The following is a 19,180-nucleotide window of genomic DNA, read 5'->3' as shown; positions in this document are numbered from 1 at the left end:
GGGGTGGTCAGAACGACGTCTGCTCGGCCGTGTCGGAGCTCGAGCCGGTGTCGGGCGCCGGGGCGGCGGAGCCGCTGCCGGAGCCGCCGCTGCCGCCGTTCTCCTTCGGGCAGTCGCGCCCGCCGGGGCCGCCGCGGGCGCCGTCGCCGTCCCGGTCCTGCTCCTGCGATGGCGGGGTGCCGTAGCCCTGGATCTGCTGCGTCTGCGTCGACGTCGACGATCCGGAGCCGTCCGCGGCGAACGCGTTCGAGACGAGCGCGCCGCCGGGGATGGCCAGCGCCGCCGCCGCGAGGCCCGCGGCGATCGTGCGACCGCCGCGAGCCCCGTTCGGGCGATCCGGCGAGACCTGCTGATCCTGCTCGTCCATCTGGGTCCTCCAGGGGTGGTTGGTTGACGAGCTCCAGCGTGCGGATCGGCGTGTCATCTCGGCGTAACGCTCAGGCCAGGACGGCGCGCCGGCGCATCCCGGTGCCGAGGCCGGCGAGCAGCACGACGAGCCCCGCGCCCGCGAAGGCGACGGAGACCTCGCGCTGCTCCTTGCGCGTGCCGATGCGCGACCCGAGCTTCTCGTACACCGAGTCGAGCTCGTCCGCGTCGTCGACGGCGTACGCCGTCCCGCCGGAGATCCGCGCGATCTCGCTGAGCGTCTCCGGGTCGGGCGGCACCGAGATCGGCTCGCCGTTCGGCCCCTGCACGATCCCGTCGGCGGTCCCGAGGGCGACGGTGTAGATCGGCACGCCGAGCTTCTTCGCCCGCTGCGCCGCCTGCGCCGGATCGGACCCGGCGGTCGTCTTGCCGTCCGACAGCAGCAGGATCGCCGCCGGCGCGGTCGAGCCGTCGGACGCCTTGCGCGCCTCCAGCCGGTCGAGCGCCGCGTCGAGCGCATCGCCCGTCGCCGTCCCGCCGTCGGCCTGCAGCGCGGACACCGCCGCCGAGATCGAGTCGTGATCGGCGGTCGGCTCGAGCAGCGTCCGGATCGTGTCCGAGTAGCCGGCGAAGCCGACGAGCAGCTCGTCGGGCACCTCGTCGAGGAACTTCGAGGCCGCGTTCTGCGCGGCCGCCAGCCGCGATGGCGACACGTCGTTCGCCAGCATCGACCCCGACTCGTCGGTGACGAGCATGACCGAGGCCTTCTCGACCGGCACCGCGACCGTCCGCTCGGGCTTGGCGAACGCCAGCGCCAGCAGAGCCGCCGACGCGGCGAGCAGCAGCGGAGCGACCCGCCGCGACCACGAGGAGCCCGCCGAGCGAACGGCGCCCGCGACCGCGGAGACCCCCGGATGGCGCACGGCGAACCGGCGGCGACGACGGCGCTCGGCCGCCCACAGCACCCCGACGAGGGGGAGCGCGAGCAACAGCAGCAGCGCGCTCGGCTGGGCGAAGCTCATCGCAGCGTCCTCCCGAGCTCACGCAGCCAGTCGCCGTCGGTGTCGAGCGTGACGTGCACCGCGCCGGCGGACCGCAGCGACGCGGCGACCGCCGAACGGCGCTCGGCGTCGGCCCCCGCGATCGCCGCGCGCACGGCGGGGGAGCTCGTGTCGATCCACAGCTCCTCCCCCGTCTCGCAGTCGACGAACGGCACGTCGCCCACGTCCGGCAGATCCGCCTCGCGGCGATCCGTCACCTCGACGGCGAGCACGGTGTGCAGCGCGGCGGCGTGCTTGACGGCCGCCTCCCAGCCGCGCTCGCGGAAGTCGGAGACGACCACGAGGACGCCGGGCGTGCGCGCCACCCGCAGCACGCGGTCGAGCGCGCCCGCCACGGACGTCGAGGCGGCCCCGTCGCCGAGCACGCCCGCGCCGGCCAGCCGCCGCGCGGCCGCCAGCGCGCCCCGGCCCGACTGCGCGGGCAGCGTGCGGGGGTCCGACGGCCCGGCCATCGTGAACGCGAGCCGGCCGCCATGCCGGATCGCCACGTTCCCGACCGCCGCGACGACGCCCTCGGCGACGTCGCTCTTCAGCCGGTCACCAGTTCCGAACCCCATCGACGCCGACACGTCGAGCACGAGCCACGTCGTCACCGACCGCTCCGGCACGTGCAGCCGCACGTGCGGCACCGACGTTCGGGCGCTCGCTGCCGGATCGATCCAGCGCACGTCGTCGCCCGGCTCGTAGGGACGCAGCTGGGCGAGCTCCGTCCCGTGGCCGAGGCCGGGCGCGCGGTGCTCGCCGGGCAGCAGGCCGCCGGCCCGCCGCAACGCCGTCAGCCGCAGGCGCGCGAGCGTCTCCGGCACCAGGCGCCCCGGGCCCTGCCGGCCGGGCGCGGGAGCGAGCGTGCTCACGCGACCTCCGCCAGCAGCTGCTCGGTCCGCGGCTGCACGGCCTCGAACACCCGCGCGAGCAGGTCGTCGGCGCGGACGCCGTCGAGCAGCGCGTCGTAGGACAGCACGAGCCGGTGCCGCAGCACGTCGTAGGCGAGGTCGAGCACGTCCTGCTCCGTCGCATGGCCCCGCCCGCGCAGCAGCGCCAGGGCCTGCGCGGACCGCACGAGCGCGATCGACGCGCGCGGCGAGGCGCCGAACCGGATGAACGGCGCGACGTCGTCCAGCCCGTACTTCGCGGGGTCGCGCGTCGCGTCCACCAGGTGCACCGCGTACGTGGCGACGAGCCGGTCGACGTGGACGTCCTGCGCCGCCTCCCGGTAGCGCAGCAGGTCGTCCATGTGCAGCACCTCGCGGACGGCGCGGACACCGGCCGCGTGCGCCCGCACGACGGACACCTCGTCCTCGATCGCCGGGTAGTCGACGACGAGCTTGAACATGAACCGGTCGATCTGCGCCTCGGGCAGCGCGTACGTGCCCTCGGACTCGATCGGGTTCTGGGTGGCGAGCACGAGGAACGGCTCGGGAACGCGGTAGGTCTTCGCCCCGATCGTCACCTGGTGCTCCTGCATGACCTCGAGCAGCGCCGACTGCACCTTCGCGGGCGCGCGGTTGATCTCGTCGGCGAGCAGCAGGTTGGCGAACACCGGCCCGAGCTCCGTCTGGAACTCGCCCGAGTCCGGGCGCCAGATCCGCGTGCCGACGAGGTCGGCGGGCACGAGGTCGGGGGTGAACTGCACGCGGCTGAACGTCCCGCCGAGCGCGTCGGCGAGCGTGCGCACCGTCAGGGTCTTGGCGAGGCCCGGCACGCCCTCGAGCAGGATGTGGCCGCCCGCGAGCAGCGCGACGAGCACGCGCTCGAGCATCGCGTCCTGGCCAACGACGACGCGCTTGCACTCCCACAGCGCGGCATGCAGGCCGCGCCGGGCGTCGGCCGCGACGTCGGTCTCGGCTTCGACGGTCGGGTCGGGGTAGAGCGAGGTGGTGGTCGGCTGGCGAAGATGGCTCATGGCGGCGACGCTACGGCCGCCCCCGTCACCTTCAGGTAACCGTCAGGCCGACGCGCACGTCCAGGCCGCCGGCCGCCGGCGCGTCGAGCGTCAGCTCCCCGCCGTGCGCCTCGGTGACGGCGCGCACGATGGAGAGCCCGAGGCCCGTGCCCTTCGCGCGGCTGCGCCCGAGGCGCTCGAACGGCTCGGTCAGCCGGGCGAGCTCGTCCTCCCCGATGACGTCACCGTCGTTGCGCACGCGCAGCTCGACCTGGTCGCCGTCGCGTTCGAGCGCGACGTGCACGACGCCCGCCCGTCGCCCGTGGCGCACGGCGTTCTCCAGCAGGTTCATCACGAGCCGCTCGAGCAGCGCCGGGTCGCCGCGCACCTCGGCGGCGTCGAGCCGCTCGACCCGGAGATGCGTTGACGCCGCCGCGGCCTGCGCCGACAGCGCGTCGCGCGCGACCAGCACCGACTCGTGCAGCGGCACCTCGACGTCGCGCCGCAGCCCGTTCGTCGACGCGGCGAGCGCGAGCAGCCCGGCGAGCAGCCGGTCGGTCCGGTCGGTCGCGTCGACGACGCCGCGCGCCATCTCGCGCATGTCCTCGAGCGTCGCGTTCGGGTCCTCGAGCGCGACCTCCGCCTCGGCGCGGATCGCCGTCAGCGGCGTGCGCAGCTCGTGCGACGCATTCGCGACGAAGCGCCGCTGGCTCTCCACCGACGCCGCCACGCGGTCGAGCATCTCGTCGAACGCGGCCGCCAGGTCGCGCAGCTCGTCGGGCGGTCCGTCGAGGCGCACGCGCGCGTCGAGCCGCTCGTCGGTGATCCGCCGCGCCGTCGACGCGATGCTCCGCAGCGGCGCGAGCGCGTGCCCCGCGACGAGCCACCCGATCCCGAGCGAACCGAGTGCCGCGCCGCCGATCGCCAGGCCGTACTGCCCGGCCAGCGCCGCGAGCGCGTGGTCGGCGTACTCGTCGGGAACGGTGCGGTGCAGGTGCTCCGCGAGCACCCACCAGCTCACGCCCAGCACCACGGTCAGGGCCGCGGCGAGGAGGCCGACGTACGTGAGCGTCAACCGCAGCCGGATCGGCAGCGCGGGCATCAGATCCGGTAGCCGGCGCCCGGCACCGTCTCGATGACCGGCGGGTCGCCGAGCTTGCGCCGCAGCTTCATGACGGTCATGCGGACGATGTTCGTGAACGGGTCGATGTTCTCATCCCATACGCGGACGAGCAGGTCCTCGGCGCTGAGCACGGCGCCGTCGGCGCGCAGCAGCTCCTCCAGCACGCCGAGCTCCTTCGGGGAGAGCTGCAGGTCGCGGCCGGCGCGCGTGGCGGCGCGGCGGGCCGGGTCGAGCTCGAGGTCGCCGTGCCGGAGCACCGCGGGGCGCGCGGTGCCGGTGCGGCGCGCGAGCGCGTTGACGCGCGCGACCAGCTCCGCGAAGCGGAACGGCTTGGCGAGGTAGTCGTCGGCGCCGAGCGCGAGCCCGCTGACGAGGTCGTCGGTCGTGCGCGCGGCGGTGAGCATGAGGATCTTCAGCTCGGGCTGCTCGGCGTTCAGCGTGCGGCAGACGTCGTCGCCGTGGACGGCCGGGAGGTCGCGGTCGAGCAGCACGACGTCGTACGCGTGCACGCGCGCGCTGAACAGCGCGGCCTCGCCATCGGGCGCCACGTCGACCGCGGCGCCGTGGCGGCGCAGCCCCTTGGCGATCGCCGCGGCGACGCGCGGCTCGTCCTCGGCCAGCAGCAGCCGCATCTAGAGCTGCCGATCCCGCGTCCAGTGGCCGGGGCAGTCGTGGCGATCCACCACGCGGACGGTCTTGGTCTGCGGCTGCGTCGCCGCCTGCAACGTCGCGTCGACGTCGGCGACGCCGCCGAGGGACCAGCCGAACGCGCCGGCGCCGGCGATGACCGTCGCCAGCGCCAGTCCGCGTTGCACCGAAGCGGGAAGCCGCATGGCAACCAGGACACCGTGCCGCCCTCAACGTGGTGTAAGCGCTTCCTTCGGGGTTCCTGAGAGCGCTCAGACCGGGCGGCCGAACCACCGCGTCGACATCCCGGCGCCGAGCATGACCAGCAGGAACGCGCCGCCGGCGAACATCGCGGTGACCTCCTGCTTGCGCGGCTCGGTCGCGAGCTGCGATCCGAGGCGCTCGTAGATCTGCTTCAGCTCGCCCGCGTCCTGCACCGCGAACGCCTTGCCGCCGGTGATCGACGCGACCTGCTTCATCGTCCCGGGATCCGGCGGGACCTCGCGCGTGACGCCCTTCGTCTCGATCGTGCCGCTCGCGGTGCCCAGGGAGACGGTGTAGACCGGCACCTTCGCCGCCTTCGCCTCGCGCGCGACCTCGAGTACCTCGCGGCCGCGGACGCTCTTGCCGTCCGACAGCAGGACGATCGCCGCGGGCGCCTTGGCCGACTTGCCCGTGCGCGCGGACCGGATGAGCTTCAGCGCCTGCTCGAGCGCGTCGCCCGTCGCCGTCGTGCCCGCCGCCTTGACCGTCCGCAGCGCGTTCAGCACCGCCTCGTGGTCGCGCGTCGGGGACTGGAGCACCGTCGGCTCGTGGTTGAACGCGATCGCTCCCACGCGCAGGTCCTTCGGCACCGCCTCGACGAAGCTCTCGGCCGCCTTGCGCGCGGCCTCCAGCCGCGACGGCGCGACGTCGGTGGCGAGCATCGAGCCGGAGCGGTCGGTCGCGACGACGACGCTGGCCTGCTCGACCGGCACGTCGACCGTCGCCTGCGGCCGCGCCATCGCGACGAGCAGCGCGGTGATCGCGACGCCGTGCAGCGCGACCGGGGCATGCCGCCGCCAGCCCGCCCGCCGCGGGAGGACGTTGGCGAGCAGGGCGGAGGAGGCGAAGGAGGAGCGCCGGCGGGCGGCGCGGCGCTCGTGCAGGACGTAGAGCGCCACGCCGGCCGGCACCAGGAGCAGCAGCGCGAGCAGCCACGGTGTCTGGAAGGTCATGCCACGACGGTCGCACCCGCCGCGTCACCTTCCCGTCACCGCGCCCGGGAGTCCCCGGGCGCGCGGTCTCAGAGCGCTCCCGGGAACCCACGACGCCGCCCCCGGGTGCTGCGCCGATCTTGCTCTCAACGGCAACGTCCAACCCGAGAGGTCCTCCATGCCCAAGCTGTCCCGCAACCACTTCACCGTCGTCGCCGCGACCGCGGCCGCCGCGATCGCCGGCACCGCCGTCGCCGGCGCGGCCGACAAGCCGTCGACGTCCTCGTCGGGCACGACGGCGCAGCGTGCCGCCGGTGGTCCCGGCGCCGGCGAGAAGCCGCTGACCGGAACGACGAAGACCAAGGTCCAGGAGGCTGCACTCGCGAAGGTGAGCGGCACGGTGCTCCGTGTCGAGAGCGACAACGGCGGCGTCTACGAGGCCCACATCCGCGAGGCCGACGGCACCGAGGTCGAGGTCAAGGTCAACAAGTCCTTCGAAGTCACCGCGGTGAACGAGCAGGACGGCCGCGGCGGTCCGGGCGGTCGCGGCGGCCACGGTCCGATGGACCTGTCGGCCGTCGCGAAGAAGCTCGGCGTGACCGAGACCAAGCTGCAGTCCGCCGTCGACGCGGCCCGCGGCACGACCGATCCGAAGGACCGCGGCGATCGCGGCGATCTCGCCGCCGACCTCGCGAAGGCACTGGGCGCGTCGACCGCGAAGGTCCAGAGCATCCTCGACGCCAACCGCCCGCAGCCCGGCCGGGGCGGCCGCGGCGGTCACGGCCCCGGCGGCGGCCCGCTCAACGACACGGCGCTCATCAGCGCCCTGGCGAAGGGTCTCTCCCAGTCCGAGGCCGACGTGACGGCCGCCCTGACGAAGCTCCGGCAGCAGCACGAGGCCGACCACACCGCGCGCGAGACGGCGTTCTTCGGCGCCGTCGCGAAGGAGCTCGGCAAGAGCGCCGCCGACGTCAAGGCGGCGTTCGACGCCGCGCGCCCGACGCGCTAGATCCCCCGGGCCCACCCCGCCCGCCGCCGGTTTCGGAGATGAAGCCGGCGGCCCGCCCGGTTGAGCGGCCAAACTGCCGGTCATGCGGTTCACGGCGGAGGTATGGCGCCATCCGGGCGACGCGGGTTGGCACTTCGTGACCGTCCCGGCCGAGCTCGCGGACGAGCTGCGCGCGCGGACGGCCGGGGCGGTGCGGCCGTTCGGGATGGTCCGGGTCGTCGCGACGATCGGCGGGAGCCGCTGGAGCACGTCGCTCTTCTACGACCGCAAGCATGAGTCGTACCTGCTGCCGGTGAGGGCGGCGGTGCGGGCGCGCGAAGGCCTCGGCGATGGCGCCGAGGCCGAGGTGCAACTCGCGGCCGACGCCCTGTGAGGACCGTGAGGAACCCGGGCAGGACCACGCCATGGACGTCAGCAAGGTCCTCGCCGTTGGCCTCGCCGCCAACCGGATCGTCTACGGAGCCGGCAACCTCGTCCGGCCCGAGCAGGCGCGCTGGAGCTGGATCGGCCGCGCCGCGAAGAAGCCCGGCGCCCGGGTGATGATCAGGTCGCAGGGCGCGCGCGACCTCGCGCTCGGCGCCGGGGCGGTCCAGGCCGCCGCGCGCGGCGAGGCGGCCGAGCTGCGCGCGTGGATGCTCGCGCACGTCGTCGCCGACGCGACCGACTTCGCCGCGACGCTCGCCGCCCGCGACGACCTCCCCAAGCGCAGGGCACGGTTCGCCATCACGGTGGCCGCCGCGTCGACGGCGATCGGCGCCGCCGCGGCGGCGACTAGTCGCGCGCCACGCGCCGGAGGAACGGCACTAGGCGCTTGAGGAAGTCGTTGCGCGCCGGCGCCGCGGAGTTCGGGTCGTTGTGCGCGTAGGTGGTGTGGCGGTCGACGAGCACCAGCCGGCCCGGCGAGATGCCGGACTGGGCGGCGAGGGCGCGTGTGGCGTCGAGGACCCGCGTGCCGCCGAGCGACGCGCCGAAGGCGAGCATCCGGAGGTTCTTCGGCAGGTCGGCGCCATGGGTGGCGCGCACGCCCAGCACGTTCTGCGCGTCGTTGGCGTTGCCGTTCGCGACCGCTCCCGCGTCGTAGGTCAGGCGCTGCGGGTGGTACCAGGCGGTGCCGTCGAGGCCCTTCAGGCCCCACCCGGAGAACATCGTCGCGAAGCGCTGCAGCGGCGTGAGCTCACCTGCGTCCGTCCAGTCGCGCGGATCGCCGGACGCGCGCAGCTTGCCGAGGTGCGCCTGGGCGGCGGCCAGCGACGACGGCGACGTCGCCGTGTCCAGCGCGAACCCGTACTGGCCCGCGTTGGTGACGGGCACCGGCGGCACGAGGTTCGCGGGCAGCAGGCCCGACGTCTGCCCGAGCGACCGCGCATGCGGCGAGAGCTTCACTCCCAGCGAACCCGTCGAGTTGAACAGGCCGGTGAACGGTGCGGGGATGCCGCCGAAGGACAGCCACGGCGAACCGCCCTCGAGATCGGCCAACCGCTGGCGCGCGTCGTCGGCGGTGATCGGCTCGATGCGGCTCGCGCCGTCGATGAACACGAGCCCCGAGAGCCCCCGGGCGCCCGGCCGGCCGCCGAAGTCCCACGTCCCGTACGCGGTCGTGATCGTCCCGCCGAGCGAGTGCCCGCCAACGACGACCTTCCCGCCGAGCCGCTTCGCGCGCGCGACGACCCGGTGCAGGTCGCCGACCTCGACCGCCATCCCCCACTTCTTCGCGTACGCGACCTCGGCGTCCGGGATCAGCCGCACGTGCTTCGTGACGGACTTGTCGCCGATCCACCCGAGGTAGTAGTCGAACAGCTTCTGCGCGCCCGCCTTGCGCGCCTTCGCCTGGTTGAGCACCGAGTGGTCCTCGAGCAGGTTCTCGCGCCGCTCGACCGACCACACCTGCCAGGAGGGATCGCGCGCGACGACCGCCTTCGCAAGCGGCGCGAAGTACGCGGCGCTCGCCGACGTGCCGGGGTTCAGCACGAGCACGTTGCGCGCCCGCGCGGAGCCCACCTTCAGGATGCCGACGCGGTCGAGCTTCGCGGGCGTGCCCGCGGACGGAACGCCGGCGATCCGCTCGAAGCGGACGGCGGACGAGGCGGACGGGACGCAGGCGAGCAGCACCGCGACGGCGAGGATGGGAGCAGCGAGACGGGGGGACACGCGGCGGCACGGTAGCGGGAGGAAGACCCCCCGCGATGGCGCGAGGACCGGACGTAGGGTCAGCGGGAACCCAACAGGAGGGAGCGCCATGAGCGTGGTGGTTCGGCACCAGCCGATGGGCCTGACCCGCCAGCAGTACGACGAGGTGAGCCGCCGCATGGAGGGCGCCGGCGATTGGCCGCCCGCCGGCATGGACATGCACGTCATGTTCGGCAAGGAGGGCGAGCTGCGCGTGAGCGAGATCTGGGACTCCGAGGACCAGTTCCGCTCCTTCGCCGAGCGGCTCTACCCGGTGCTCGACGAGGTCGGCATCAAGCACGGCGACCCCGAGGTCTTCGAGGTCCACGAGCTCAACAAGCGGCCGGAGACGGCGACCGCGTAGGACCGCGCATGCATGGGGTCTGACCCCACCTATGCGCCCTCCCAATCACCGCGCGCACCCGGCTTGCCGGGCGCGCGCGGCAGTCCTACGGTCGGGTGGTGACGCTCTCCGCGAGCCCCGGCGCCTCGCCGCCCGGCATCGACACCGTCCGGGTGACGCAGTGGCTCGGCGAGACGCTCGGCCTCGTCCCGCCGCTCGAGTGGACCGTCGCCGGCCGCGGCCGGTCGAACCTCACCTACGTCGTCACCGACGCCGCCGGCCGCGACCTCGTCCTGCGCCGCCCGCCGCTGGGCGCGCTGTCGGAGTCCGCGCACGACGTCGCGCGCGAGCACCGGCTGCTCGAGGCGCTGCACGCGCTCGGCCAGCCCGTCCCGCGACCGCGAGCCCTCTGCACGGACACGGCGGTCACCGGCGCGCCGTTCCTCGTCATGGAGCGCATCGCCGGCACCGTGCCCGACTCGCCCGAGACGGCGGAGCGGGCCTTCACCGAGGAGGCCCGCACGAGAGCCGGCCTCGACTTCGCCCGGACCCTGGCGGGGCTGCACGCCGTCGACCCGGTCGTCGCCGGTCTGAGCGATCTCGGCCGCGGAGGGCATGACTTCGCCGCCCGCCAGGTCCGCCGCTGGACGCGGCAGTGGGGCGCGATGGGCGTGCGCGACGAACGCGTCGACGGCCTCGCCGTCCGCCTCGCGGGGGCGATCCCGCCGCAGGACGAGGTCACGATCGTCCACGGCGACTTCACGATCTGGAACGTGGTCCTCGCGCCCGACGGCTCCATCGCCGCGGTCCTCGACTGGGAGCTCGCGACGCTCGGCGATCCGATCGCGGACCTCGCGTGGATGCTCATGTGGTGGGCCGAGACCGAGGACGAGGTGATGCCCGGCGCCGAGCCCGTCTCGCTCGCCCGCGGCTTCCCGCCCCGCAGCCGTCTCGTCGACGCCTACGTCGAACGAACCGGCCGCAGCACCGAGCACCTCCCGTTCTGGAGCGTCCTCAGCCGCTGGAAGCTCGCGGTCATCGTCGAGGGCGTCCACCAGCGCTGGCGAGCGAACCCCGCGAACGGCGGCCGCGAGGCGCACACGCTCGATGGAGCCCGCGACCGCGTCGTCGACGCCGCGCTCGAGGCGGCGCAGCGCGCCGGCCTCTGAGCGTGCCGGCCTAGGACCGCTCCCCCTGCTTGTCGCGCGCGCGGCCGAGGACCTCGCGTGCCATGCGCAGGGCGGGCTCGTCGACCATCGAGCCCTCGAACGCGATCGCGCCGCGACCCTCCTCCGCCGCCTTCTCGGCCGCGGCGATGATGCGCTGCGCGCGGTCGATCTCCTCCTCGCTCGCGCCGAACACCTCGTTGGCGATCGCGACCTGCGCGGGGTGGAGACAGAGCTTGCCGTCGTAGCCGAGGTCCCGCCCCCGCTCGGCGTCGGCGCGGAACGCGTTGGGGTCCCGCACGTCGGGCGTGACGATGTCGATGGCCTTGACGCCGTGGAGCCGCGCGTACAGGGCGACTCGCGACCGGGCGTAGAGCACCTCGTCGCCGCCCGCGGTCCGGCGGCCGCCCATGTCCGCGATGTAGTCCTCCGCACCGAAGTACGCCACCGCCACGCCGCTGGCGAGGATCTCGTCCACCCGGACGACGCCGCGCACCGACTCGATCCCGGCGAAGATGTCCAGCCCGGCGAGCCCGGCCACCGACAGCCAGTGGCGGACGGTGTCGACCTCGTCCGCCGACTCGACCTTCGGGACGACGACGCCGGTCAGGTTCCCGCTCAGCCCCGCCGCGATGTCCTTGGCGACCCACGGCGAGCCGACCTGGTTGACGCGCACGAACACGCCGAGCGACCGATGCGATCGCGCGAGCTCGCCGGCGAGGGTGTACGCCGCCGTGCGGGCCTCGGCCTTGTGGCTCGGCGGCACCGCATCCTCGAGGTCGACGACGACGGCGTCGGGCCCCGACCGCGGCATCTTGGTCACGAGGTCGGGCCGCGTGGCCCCGGCGAAGAGGACGCTACGCATCACCCGGGCGCCGGTGCATGAGCGCGGCGCGCTCGCACACGGCGACGAGGTCGCCGTGCTGGTTGAACCCGCGGTGCTCGAAGCGCGCGATGCCCGCAGCGGGCCGCGACCGCGACGCGCGCGCCTCCAGCACGGTCGTCTCCGCCCGCAGCGTGTCGCCGTGGAACAGCGGCTTCGGGAAGTCGACGCGGCCGAAGCCGAGGTTCGCGACGGTCGTGCCGAGCGTCATCTCGTACACCGTCAGCCCGACGAGGACGCCGAGCGTGAAGAGGCTGTTCACGAGCCGCTCGCCGAACTCCGTGCGCGACGCGAAGTCCGCATCCAGGTGCAGAGGCTGCGGGTTCATCGTCAGCGCCGAGAAGAACGTGTTGTCGGCCTCGGTCAGCGTCCGCGTCACCGCATGCCGGACGACCATGCCCTCGTCGAGCTCCTCGAACCACTTGCCCGAGACGGCCCGCGCCTCGGTCATACCGGGAAGGCCCCGTGGTGGCGGCCCGCGGGCCGGCGCTCCCAGCCCTGGCAGTCGGCCAAGCGGCGCTCCAGCTCGCCGCGCAGTTCCTCGGGCTCGATGACCGCGTCGATGAGCAGCTCGCTCGCCAGCCGCACGGCGTCGAGCTCGGCGTCGATCGCGTCGCGGCGCTCACGGACGAACGCCTCGCGCTCCTCCGGGTCCTCGATGCGCTCGATGTGGTTGGCCCACACCGCGTTGACCGCCGCCTCGCCGGCCATCGCGCCGATCTGCGCCCCGTCCAGCGCGATCGTCGCGCGCGGCTCGAAGCCCGGGCACGACATGGCGTAGTAGCCGGCGGCGAAGGCCTTGCGGACCACGACGCAGAATCTTGGCACCTCTGCGCTCGCCATGGCGGCCACCATCTTCGCGCCGTGGCGGATGATGCCGCGACGCTCGACGGCGGAGCCGATCATGAAGCCGGGCACGTCGCAGAGGAAGAGCAGCGGCACGTTGAACGCGTCGCACAGCGAGATGAACCGCGCGGCCTTGTCGGCCGAGTCGACGTCGATGACGCCCGACTTGACACGCGGCTGGTTCGCGACGATGCCGACGCTGCGGCCGTCGAGGCGCGCGAAGCCGACGACGATCTCCGCCGCCCACCGCTCCTTGATCTCGCAGAAGCTGCCGCCGTCGACCACGCGCTCGACGACGCGCTTGATGTCGTACGCCGACCGCAGGCTCGGGGGCAGCACGTCCTCCCAGCCCCGCTCGGCGGGCGCGACCGCGACCACGTCGGCGGGGCGCTCGCGGTACGAGCGCGGCAGGTAGGAGAAGACGCGCTTGGCGCTCGCGATCGCCGTCGCGTCGTCGGGGCACAGCTCGTCGCCGCAGCCGGAGATCTCGGTGTGCATCCGCGCGCCGCCCATCTCCTCGAGCGTCACCTTCTCGCCGATCGCCTTCTCGGCGATCCGCGGCGACGCGAGGTACATCGACGCGTTGCCGTCGACCATCGCGACCCAGTCGCAGAACGCCGGCATGTACGCGCCGCCGGCGGCCGACGGCCCGAACAGGCAGCACAGCTGCGGCACCCGGCCCGACAGCCGCACCTGCAGGTGGAAGATGCGCGCGGCGCCGCGCGGGCCGGGGTGGAACCCGAGCTGGTCGGTGAGCCGCCCGCCCGCCGAGTCGACGAGGTAGAAGACCGGCAGCAGGTCGCGGTCGGCGCGCTCGAGGATGCGGATCTGCTTCTCGACCGTCCGCCGCCCCCACGAGCCGGCCTTCACCGTCGGGTCGTGCGCGATGACCGCGACCGGCCGGCCGCCCACCGTCGCCGACCCCGTGATGACCGCGTCGGCCGGCAGCCGCTCGTCGCACGCGGTGGCGAGCAACCCGTCCTCGACGAAGGAGCCGGCGTCGACGAGCAGCGCGATGCGCTCGCGCACCGGGAGCTTCGTCCCGAGACGGGAGCGGTCGCCGCCGGCGAGGGCGGCGGCGACCTCCTCGGACAGCGACGATCTCCCCGGGGCGATCGTCACGTGCCGTCCCCGTCCCCCACGTCCTCCGGGTCGATCTCCGGGAGCCGCCCCTGCAGCCGGAGGACCAGCAGCGCGAGCTGCGCGCGCAGCTGCGCCTGCGGGTCGTGCATGACCGGCAGCCCGGTCAGCTCCTCCACCCGCGACAGGCGGTAGCGGATCGTGTTCTCGTGCAGCCGGAACGCCTCGGCCGTCCGCCGCACGCTCGCCATGCCCTCGAAGAACACGCGCAGCGTCACGAGCAGGTCGGCCCGCGACGGGTCGCGGATCATCCGCCCGAAGGTGTCCTCGGCGAACTGCGCCACGAGCCGAGCGTCCGCCGTCGCGAGGAACAGCAGCGCGTGGCCGAGCTCGCCGGCGCCGACGATCGCCGGGCCGCCGGATGGCGAGAAGCGCCGCAGGCACTCGACGACCTGGCAGGCCTTCTCGAACGCCGTGCGGTAGCCCTCCGCGCCGGCACGGACGTGGGAGACGCCGGCGACGAGGTGCTCCGCGCCCGCCAACCCGGACAGGAGCTCCTCGAGCGCCGCCCGGCGACCTGCCACGAACGCCGCCTCGTCGGCGCCGTCCGGGAGGTCGGCCAGGACGACGATCGCCTCGCCGACGGGCACGACGAGGGCGGCGACGCTCTCCACCGCCGTCGCGGTGACGCGCGCGTCGGGACGGTCCTGCGCCGACGGGTCGCGCGGCGCGAGCACCGCGACGACGCGCGGGACGTCGAGCCGGACGCCGAGCGACGCCGCCCGCCGCTGCACGGCGGCGAGGTCCGACCCGCCGGCGAGCACGTCGGCGAAGAGCTCCGAGCTCGCCTGCGCGTCGACCTCGTGGGCGCGGCGCTCGGTGGCGACCTGGATCGCGAGCAGCGTCGCCGCGCGCCGCACGCTCACGACGTCGCCGGACGTGAACCGCCGCCCGTGCTCCATCACGACGAGCCGCCCCCACACGTCGTCGTCGACGACGACCGGCGCGACGACGTGGCGGTGCAGCACGCCGCCCGCGGGCAGCGGTCCGATGACGAACGCGCGGCTGCCGTCGTGCTCGGCGAGCGCGGCGCGCACCGCCGGGTGCCCGGCGACCCCGGGATCGAGCAGTCGCGGCACGACGTGATCGCGCAGGCCGGGCGGCGACGAGCACGCGACGCGGGCACCGTCGGCGTCGAAGACCGCGCACGGCTTGCCGAGCAGCTCGGCCAGCGTCCGCAGCAGCACCGGCAGCGGGTGGCCCTGGCGGACGAGGTCGCCGATGCGCTCGTCGACCGCGGCCGCGCGCCGCAGCGCGGTGAGCTGGCGCTGCGCTGCCTCGGCCTCGGCGCGCAGCTCGGCGCGCTCGCGCGCGTCGGCCACGGCGAGCGCGATGAGCTCGCCGAACGCCATCGCCACCTCGCCGTCTTCCTGCGTGAAGGCGTGCGGCCGGTCGACGTCGTCGAGCGCGATGACCCCGACGACCTCGTCGCCGAGCACCATCGGCACTGCCATGAGCGACCTGATCTTCCAGAACCGCACGGTCGACTTCACGGTGCGCGGGTCGTCGACCGCGCGCGTGACGATCACCGGGCGGCGCGTCTCGACCAGCTCCTGCGTCACGCCGTCCGCCGGCCCGCCGGCGTGCAGGCGGCGCAGGTTCCGGTCGAGCCGCAAGTCCCCGCAGCGCCCCACGCACCCGCGGAACAGCTGCGTCGCATCGTCGCGCAGGTAGATGCTCGACCGCTCGACGCCGACGAGCGCGGCGACCTCGCGGGCGGCGGCGTGCAGCAGCTCGTCGCGCTCGCCCGCGCGGACCAGCGGCGCGGCCGCCTTCGCGAACGACGCGACCGCGCGGACGAGGCCGGCGTTCTCCGGCGCCCGCGCGGGCGCGCGGCCCTCCAGCAGCGCGCTCACAGGCCCATCCGCTTCGCGATGATCTCGAGCTGCACCTCGTCGGTGCCGCCTCCGATGCGCAAGATGCGCGCGTCGCGGTAGTGCATCGCGATCGGCGTCTCCTCGATGAAGCCGTAGCCGCCGAAGATCTGCACCGCCTCGTCGACGACCCGGCCCGCGACCCGCGCCGCGTGCAGCTTCGCCATCGCGACGCTCGTCGCGGCCTCGGGATGGCCCGCGTCGAAGCGCGCCGCCGCTTGGTACGTCAGAAGCCGGGCGGCATCGAGCTCGGTCTGCATCCCCGCCAGCCGGTGACGCAGCACCTGGAACTCCCCGATCCGCTGCCCGAACGCGTGCCGGTCGCGGACGTGCGCCTTCGCGTCGTCGATCGCCTCCTGGCCGAGGCCGAGCGCCATCCCGGCGAGCACGACGCGCTCGACCTGGAAGGCCTCCATGATCTGGTGGAACCCGCGCCCCTCGCTGCCCAGCACGCGGTCGCCGGACACGGCGCAGTCGTCGAAGACGACCTCGCGCGTGTCGGACGCGTGCCAGCCCATCTTCTCCAGCGGTGCGCTGATGCTCATCCCCGGCCGGCCGCGCTCGACGAGGAACGTCGTGATGCCGCGGTGGCGCGAGTCCGGCTCGGTCTTCGCCGCGACGATGATCACGTCGGCCAGGCCGGCGTTCGTGATGAACATCTTCGTGCCGTTCAGGACCCAGCCGCCGTCGACGCGCCGCGCCGTCGCGGCGATGCCAGCCACGTCGGACCCGGCGCCCGGCTCGGTGACGGCGATCGCCGCCACCGCCTGCCCGGCGAGCACCGGGCGCAGCCAGCGCTCCTTCTGCTCGTCGGTGCCGAAGCGCGCGAGGTGCGGCGCGGCCATGTACGAGCTGACGAGCGGGGTGATCGCCAGCCCGCCGCTCGACCGCGCGAGCTCCTCGGACAGGATCGTCAGCGCCAGCACGCCGCCGCCCGTCCCGCCGAGCTCCTCGGGATGCCCGACGCCGAGCAGCCCCGCGTTCGCCATCGCCGGCCACAGCTCGGCGGGGAACGTGCCGGCCGCCTCCGCCTCGCGCACGCGCGGCTTCAGCTCGCGCTGCACGAACGACCGGCACACCGCCTGGAAGTCGCGGTGGTCGTCGTCGAGCTCGAAGCCCGGAGCCACGACCGCCTCAGACTGCAGCGGCACGTGCCGCCTCCCGCACGTCGTCGCGCCGCAGGCCGGCCCCGGCCCCCGCGATCGAGCTGCGCTCCTGCGCGAGCTTGTAGAGCTCGTCGGCGCGCGGGTCGTTCGCGTGGTACTTGACCCAGGCGTCGTCGAGGTAGCGCAGGCGCGGGTCCTCGATCGCCAGGCGTGCCTCGCGCGATGCGCGGTTGAGCTCCTCCAGGGTGAGCTTGCCCTGCGTCGTCTGCCAGCGGCCCGTCTTCTTCGGCAGCGACGACCAGCGCTTGTGCTCCCGGCCGCCGAGCGTCTCCGTGAACTCGTCGTCGGAGAGCACCGAGTACGGGATGCCCATCGACATCTGCGCCGGCTGGTCGGAGTGCAGGCCGAGCGTGTAGTCGTTGACCTGCTGGGACGGCAGCGTCAGCAGCGCGATGAGCTCGGTCAGCGAGTCGCGGCCGTACTCGTCGTTCATGAGCCCCTTGAAGCGCTGCGTCCGCTCGTCCAGCGTCCAGAACTCGTCCTGGTCGTAGATGCCGGCGATCTTCGCGATGTCGCGGACGTTCGCGTAGTACAGGAGCGCGCCGGCGTCGAGGAGCTGGTCGCGCGTGTAGCCCGCGAACACCTCCCACAGCTTCGTCGTCGCCTCGTGGAACTGGTCGCGCAGCTCCTCGAGCTTCGTCGCCAGCTCCTCGGCCGACCCCATCGCGACCGGGATGAACCCGTTCGAGAGGTGGTCCGACGTGTAGAGGCCGGCGCGGATGACGTTCTCGTGGTCGGCGACCGGCTTGGTGTCGTAGTTGCCCCAGTCGTCCATGAGGTAGACGTGGGTGTCGCCGAGCACCATCGGCACCGCGAGGTTCGGGAACTCGATGTCGTCGGCGACGCCGTCGAGCCACGGGTAGTCGCCCTCGCCGATCGACGCGTACTGGCGGACGACCATCTCGCCGTCGTTCGTCTTGTACGGGCCGTCGTGGTGGATCTGGATGCGGCACTCGCAGCTGGCGAGGAACGCGTAGCCCGAGATCGTCGCGTTGAACTGGCCGAGCGCCTTGTGCAGCCGGTCACCGCGCTTCATCGGGATGAGGTCGGCGTCGAACGCCTGGATCGTGCGCTCGCTGCGGATCGGCCCGCGCTGCCCGCCCGACGCCTTCGTCAGGTGGCCGTCCGCCCGGTGGTAGGCGAGCTGGAAGCGCTTGAAGAAGTCCATGACCGCGACGGTGTCGTCGACGCAGTCGGTGGCGCGGAGCATGCCCATGTCGATGAGCAGCTGGCGGCCGAGGAGGTAGAAGTTCGGCAGGCACCAGCCGAGCGACGCGTCCTGCAGCGTCGTGATCGTCTCGCGCGCCCGGTCGCCGATCTCCTCGGCCGGCATGACGGCGTCCACCTTGCGGACGAGGTCCGGGTAGCGGTAGAAGCACTCGAGGTAGCTCAGGACCATGTAGGCCGGGACCGGGAAGAGCTTCGAGCCCTGGGCGGTGCGCGAGCGGCAGAGCCACAGCGACATGTCGCTGCAGTGGCGGATGAGCTGGTTCGTCTCGAGCAGCTGCGCGTACGAGTGCCGGGTCGGCATCAGGGCATCCTCCAGATCTGGGCGCGCTCGTCGCCGGAGAGCGTCGCCGCGGCGGCCATCGCCTCGGGCGTGACCTCGCGGACGGCCTTCGTCGTCTCGATGCGGACGCGGTCGCCGTCGCGCAGGCCCTTGACCTCGGCGGCCATGAGGCACGGGACGCCGAACTCGCGGGAGAGGATCGCGAGGTGGCTGCGGATCGTGCCCTCGAGGCAGATCATCGCCTTGAAGTCCTGCATGATCGGCGCGGTCAGCGTCCCGCCGCTGTCGGCGATGACGGCGATCGTGTTCTCGGGGACGCCGTTCGTGAGCATCTCCATCACCGCCTCGAGCGTCTGGATCTCGCGGGCGACGCCCACGACGTCCTCGCTCGTCCGGTAGACGTTGTCGCCGCTGCCGACGGCCAGCGGCGCGTCGATCGTCTCGGGCCGGTCGCCGTCGTCGCGCTCGACCGTCTTGTACTTGTGCGGCTCCTCAGTCAGCGACGCCTGGGCGCTGAAGTCGAAGCGGTAGCCGGTGTCGAGCATCTGCTGCTCGATCGCCGCGAAGTCCTCGAAGGCCAGGTCGTACTGGGGATCCAGCACGAACTCCTCCCACGGCTTCCCCGATGCCTCGAAGCGTTCCGCGACCCGCGCCCTGATCGCCGCGTGGAACGCGCGGACGGTCGGCGTGGCCGCCTCGACCTCGTACTTGTCCTCCAAGCCCGCGAACGACATCCGCGCGCACCTCCTCACAGAGCAGACCCTCGGTGCGCGACGCTACGACGCGGGGCGATATCCGTCAAGCCGTTCGGTCGAAGATGCG

The 19,180-nt window shown here is 73.8% G+C and carries 21 protein-coding genes; 5 read left to right on the top strand and 16 right to left on the bottom strand.

The window, feature by feature from the left end; all coding sequences use genetic code 11:
* Positions 1-7 precede the first annotated feature (7 nt).
* From AC1UE4_RS16275 to AC1UE4_RS16240, 8 genes are all read right to left on the bottom strand, one after another.
* On the bottom strand, positions 8-367 hold the full coding sequence (locus tag AC1UE4_RS16275) for a hypothetical protein (RefSeq protein ID WP_482918356.1): 360 nt from the start codon (positions 365-367) through the stop codon (positions 8-10).
* A gap of 70 nt (positions 368-437) precedes the next feature.
* Positions 438-1,388 (bottom strand): VWA domain-containing protein, encoded by a 951-nt coding sequence (locus AC1UE4_RS16270; RefSeq protein WP_482918355.1) that lies wholly within the window; start codon positions 1,386-1,388, stop codon positions 438-440.
* The gene (locus AC1UE4_RS16265; protein ID WP_482918354.1) at positions 1,385-2,281 is read right to left on the bottom strand and encodes a DUF58 domain-containing protein; all 897 of its coding nucleotides are present in this window, start codon (positions 2,279-2,281) and stop codon (positions 1,385-1,387) included. Before AC1UE4_RS16265 ends, AC1UE4_RS16270 begins: the two co-directional genes overlap by 4 nt.
* Positions 2,278-3,330 (bottom strand): AAA family ATPase, encoded by a 1,053-nt coding sequence (locus tag AC1UE4_RS16260; RefSeq protein WP_482918353.1) that lies wholly within the window; start codon positions 3,328-3,330, stop codon positions 2,278-2,280. Before AC1UE4_RS16260 ends, AC1UE4_RS16265 begins: the two co-directional genes overlap by 4 nt.
* Positions 3,331-3,361: 31 nt before the next feature.
* Positions 3,362-4,411, bottom strand: coding sequence for an ATP-binding protein (locus tag AC1UE4_RS16255; RefSeq protein ID WP_482918352.1), 1,050 nt, complete (start codon positions 4,409-4,411; stop codon positions 3,362-3,364).
* Entirely contained in the window at positions 4,411-5,064 is a 654-nt protein-coding gene (locus AC1UE4_RS16250) for a response regulator transcription factor (RefSeq protein WP_482918351.1), read from the bottom strand. The genes AC1UE4_RS16255 and AC1UE4_RS16250 overlap by 1 nt, the downstream gene beginning before the upstream one ends.
* Entirely contained in the window at positions 5,065-5,265 is a 201-nt protein-coding gene (locus tag AC1UE4_RS16245) for a hypothetical protein (protein ID WP_482918350.1), read from the bottom strand.
* Between the two features lie 66 nt (positions 5,266-5,331).
* Complete coding sequence (locus tag AC1UE4_RS16240; RefSeq protein WP_482918349.1) at positions 5,332-6,276, bottom strand: VWA domain-containing protein; 945 nt, start codon at positions 6,274-6,276, stop codon at positions 5,332-5,334.
* Between the two features lie 157 nt (positions 6,277-6,433).
* Between AC1UE4_RS16240 and AC1UE4_RS16235 the strand changes: the two genes are divergently transcribed.
* From AC1UE4_RS16235 to AC1UE4_RS16225, 3 genes are all read left to right on the top strand, one after another.
* Positions 6,434-7,264 (top strand): PepSY domain-containing protein, encoded by an 831-nt coding sequence (locus AC1UE4_RS16235; protein WP_482918348.1) that lies wholly within the window; start codon positions 6,434-6,436, stop codon positions 7,262-7,264.
* A gap of 82 nt (positions 7,265-7,346) precedes the next feature.
* Positions 7,347-7,637 carry a DUF1905 domain-containing protein gene (locus AC1UE4_RS16230; protein ID WP_482918347.1) on the top strand — a complete coding sequence of 97 codons (291 nt, stop codon included), beginning with the start codon at positions 7,347-7,349 and terminating at the stop codon, positions 7,635-7,637.
* Positions 7,638-7,668: 31 nt separating this feature from the next.
* Entirely contained in the window at positions 7,669-8,079 is a 411-nt protein-coding gene (locus AC1UE4_RS16225; RefSeq protein WP_482918346.1) for a hypothetical protein, read from the top strand.
* On the opposite strand, the gene AC1UE4_RS16220 is transcribed toward AC1UE4_RS16225, so the two are convergent.
* Positions 8,036-9,412, bottom strand: coding sequence for a hypothetical protein (locus AC1UE4_RS16220; protein ID WP_482918345.1), 1,377 nt, complete (start codon positions 9,410-9,412; stop codon positions 8,036-8,038). The genes AC1UE4_RS16225 and AC1UE4_RS16220 overlap by 44 nt on opposite strands.
* Positions 9,413-9,500: 88 nt before the next feature.
* On the opposite strand from AC1UE4_RS16220, the gene AC1UE4_RS16215 reads away from it, so the two are divergent.
* Both AC1UE4_RS16215 and AC1UE4_RS16210 read left to right on the top strand, forming a co-directional pair.
* Positions 9,501-9,794 (top strand): hypothetical protein, encoded by a 294-nt coding sequence (locus tag AC1UE4_RS16215; RefSeq protein ID WP_482918344.1) that lies wholly within the window; start codon positions 9,501-9,503, stop codon positions 9,792-9,794.
* Positions 9,795-9,892: 98 nt separating this feature from the next.
* Positions 9,893-10,942 carry a phosphotransferase family protein gene (locus AC1UE4_RS16210; protein ID WP_482918343.1) on the top strand — a complete coding sequence of 350 codons (1,050 nt, stop codon included), beginning with the start codon at positions 9,893-9,895 and terminating at the stop codon, positions 10,940-10,942.
* A 10-nt stretch (positions 10,943-10,952) separates the two neighbouring features.
* Here the strand turns inward: AC1UE4_RS16210 and AC1UE4_RS16205 are convergent, their stop codons facing one another.
* Genes AC1UE4_RS16205 through AC1UE4_RS16175 form a run of 7 tightly spaced genes read right to left on the bottom strand, consistent with a single transcriptional unit; the run spans position 10,953 to position 19,092 of the window.
* On the bottom strand, positions 10,953-11,804 hold the full coding sequence (locus AC1UE4_RS16205; RefSeq protein WP_482918342.1) for an HpcH/HpaI aldolase/citrate lyase family protein: 852 nt from the start codon (positions 11,802-11,804) through the stop codon (positions 10,953-10,955).
* Positions 11,797-12,273: a MaoC family dehydratase gene (locus AC1UE4_RS16200; RefSeq protein WP_482918341.1), complete on the bottom strand. Its 477-nt coding sequence runs from the start codon at positions 12,271-12,273 to the stop codon at positions 11,797-11,799. The genes AC1UE4_RS16205 and AC1UE4_RS16200 overlap by 8 nt, the downstream gene beginning before the upstream one ends.
* Complete coding sequence (locus AC1UE4_RS16195) at positions 12,270-13,790, bottom strand: acyl-CoA carboxylase subunit beta (RefSeq protein ID WP_482918340.1); 1,521 nt, start codon at positions 13,788-13,790, stop codon at positions 12,270-12,272. Before AC1UE4_RS16195 ends, AC1UE4_RS16200 begins: the two co-directional genes overlap by 4 nt.
* Positions 13,787-15,664 carry a GAF domain-containing protein gene (locus AC1UE4_RS16190; protein ID WP_482918339.1) on the bottom strand — a complete coding sequence of 626 codons (1,878 nt, stop codon included), beginning with the start codon at positions 15,662-15,664 and terminating at the stop codon, positions 13,787-13,789. Before AC1UE4_RS16190 ends, AC1UE4_RS16195 begins: the two co-directional genes overlap by 4 nt.
* Positions 15,661-16,833, bottom strand: a complete 1,173-nt coding sequence (locus AC1UE4_RS16185; RefSeq protein WP_482918338.1) for an acyl-CoA dehydrogenase family protein — start codon at positions 16,831-16,833, stop codon at positions 15,661-15,663. The genes AC1UE4_RS16190 and AC1UE4_RS16185 overlap by 4 nt, the downstream gene beginning before the upstream one ends.
* Complete coding sequence (locus AC1UE4_RS16180) at positions 16,817-18,379, bottom strand: hypothetical protein (RefSeq protein WP_482918337.1); 1,563 nt, start codon at positions 18,377-18,379, stop codon at positions 16,817-16,819. The genes AC1UE4_RS16185 and AC1UE4_RS16180 overlap by 17 nt, the downstream gene beginning before the upstream one ends.
* The gene (locus AC1UE4_RS16175) at positions 18,379-19,092 is read right to left on the bottom strand and encodes a PEP-utilizing enzyme (RefSeq protein WP_482918336.1); all 714 of its coding nucleotides are present in this window, start codon (positions 19,090-19,092) and stop codon (positions 18,379-18,381) included. The genes AC1UE4_RS16180 and AC1UE4_RS16175 overlap by 1 nt, the downstream gene beginning before the upstream one ends.
* Positions 19,093-19,180: the final 88 nt, after the last annotated feature.

The organism is Parviterribacter kavangonensis (assembly GCF_056863335.1).
Note: the sequence above shows the minus strand (reverse complement) of the source record. Positions and strands in the feature narration are given on the sequence as shown.

What these genes read in the sequence shown, in the direction of transcription:
- AC1UE4_RS16275 (WP_482918356.1), bottom strand. Translation starts at nt 367, where the DNA reads ATGGACGAGCAGGATCAGCAGGTCTCGCCGGATCGCCCGAACGGGGCT.
- AC1UE4_RS16270 (WP_482918355.1), bottom strand. Translation starts at nt 1,388, where the DNA reads ATGAGCTTCGCCCAGCCGAGCGCGCTGCTGCTGTTGCTCGCGCTCCCC.
- AC1UE4_RS16260 (WP_482918353.1), bottom strand. Translation starts at nt 3,330, where the DNA reads ATGAGCCATCTTCGCCAGCCGACCACCACCTCGCTCTACCCCGACCCG.
- AC1UE4_RS16255 (WP_482918352.1), bottom strand. Translation starts at nt 4,411, where the DNA reads ATGCCCGCGCTGCCGATCCGGCTGCGGTTGACGCTCACGTACGTCGGC.
- AC1UE4_RS16250 (WP_482918351.1), bottom strand. Translation starts at nt 5,064, where the DNA reads ATGCGGCTGCTGCTGGCCGAGGACGAGCCGCGCGTCGCCGCGGCGATC.
- AC1UE4_RS16245 (WP_482918350.1), bottom strand. Translation starts at nt 5,265, where the DNA reads ATGCGGCTTCCCGCTTCGGTGCAACGCGGACTGGCGCTGGCGACGGTC.
- AC1UE4_RS16240 (WP_482918349.1), bottom strand. Translation starts at nt 6,276, where the DNA reads ATGACCTTCCAGACACCGTGGCTGCTCGCGCTGCTGCTCCTGGTGCCG.
- AC1UE4_RS16235 (WP_482918348.1), top strand. Translation starts at nt 6,434, where the DNA reads ATGCCCAAGCTGTCCCGCAACCACTTCACCGTCGTCGCCGCGACCGCG.
- AC1UE4_RS16230 (WP_482918347.1), top strand. Translation starts at nt 7,347, where the DNA reads ATGCGGTTCACGGCGGAGGTATGGCGCCATCCGGGCGACGCGGGTTGG.
- AC1UE4_RS16225 (WP_482918346.1), top strand. Translation starts at nt 7,669, where the DNA reads ATGGACGTCAGCAAGGTCCTCGCCGTTGGCCTCGCCGCCAACCGGATC.
- AC1UE4_RS16215 (WP_482918344.1), top strand. Translation starts at nt 9,501, where the DNA reads ATGAGCGTGGTGGTTCGGCACCAGCCGATGGGCCTGACCCGCCAGCAG.
- AC1UE4_RS16205 (WP_482918342.1), bottom strand. Translation starts at nt 11,804, where the DNA reads ATGCGTAGCGTCCTCTTCGCCGGGGCCACGCGGCCCGACCTCGTGACC.
- AC1UE4_RS16200 (WP_482918341.1), bottom strand. Translation starts at nt 12,273, where the DNA reads ATGACCGAGGCGCGGGCCGTCTCGGGCAAGTGGTTCGAGGAGCTCGAC.
- AC1UE4_RS16180 (WP_482918337.1), bottom strand. Translation starts at nt 18,379, where the DNA reads ATGCCGACCCGGCACTCGTACGCGCAGCTGCTCGAGACGAACCAGCTC.
- AC1UE4_RS16175 (WP_482918336.1), bottom strand. Translation starts at nt 19,092, where the DNA reads ATGTCGTTCGCGGGCTTGGAGGACAAGTACGAGGTCGAGGCGGCCACG.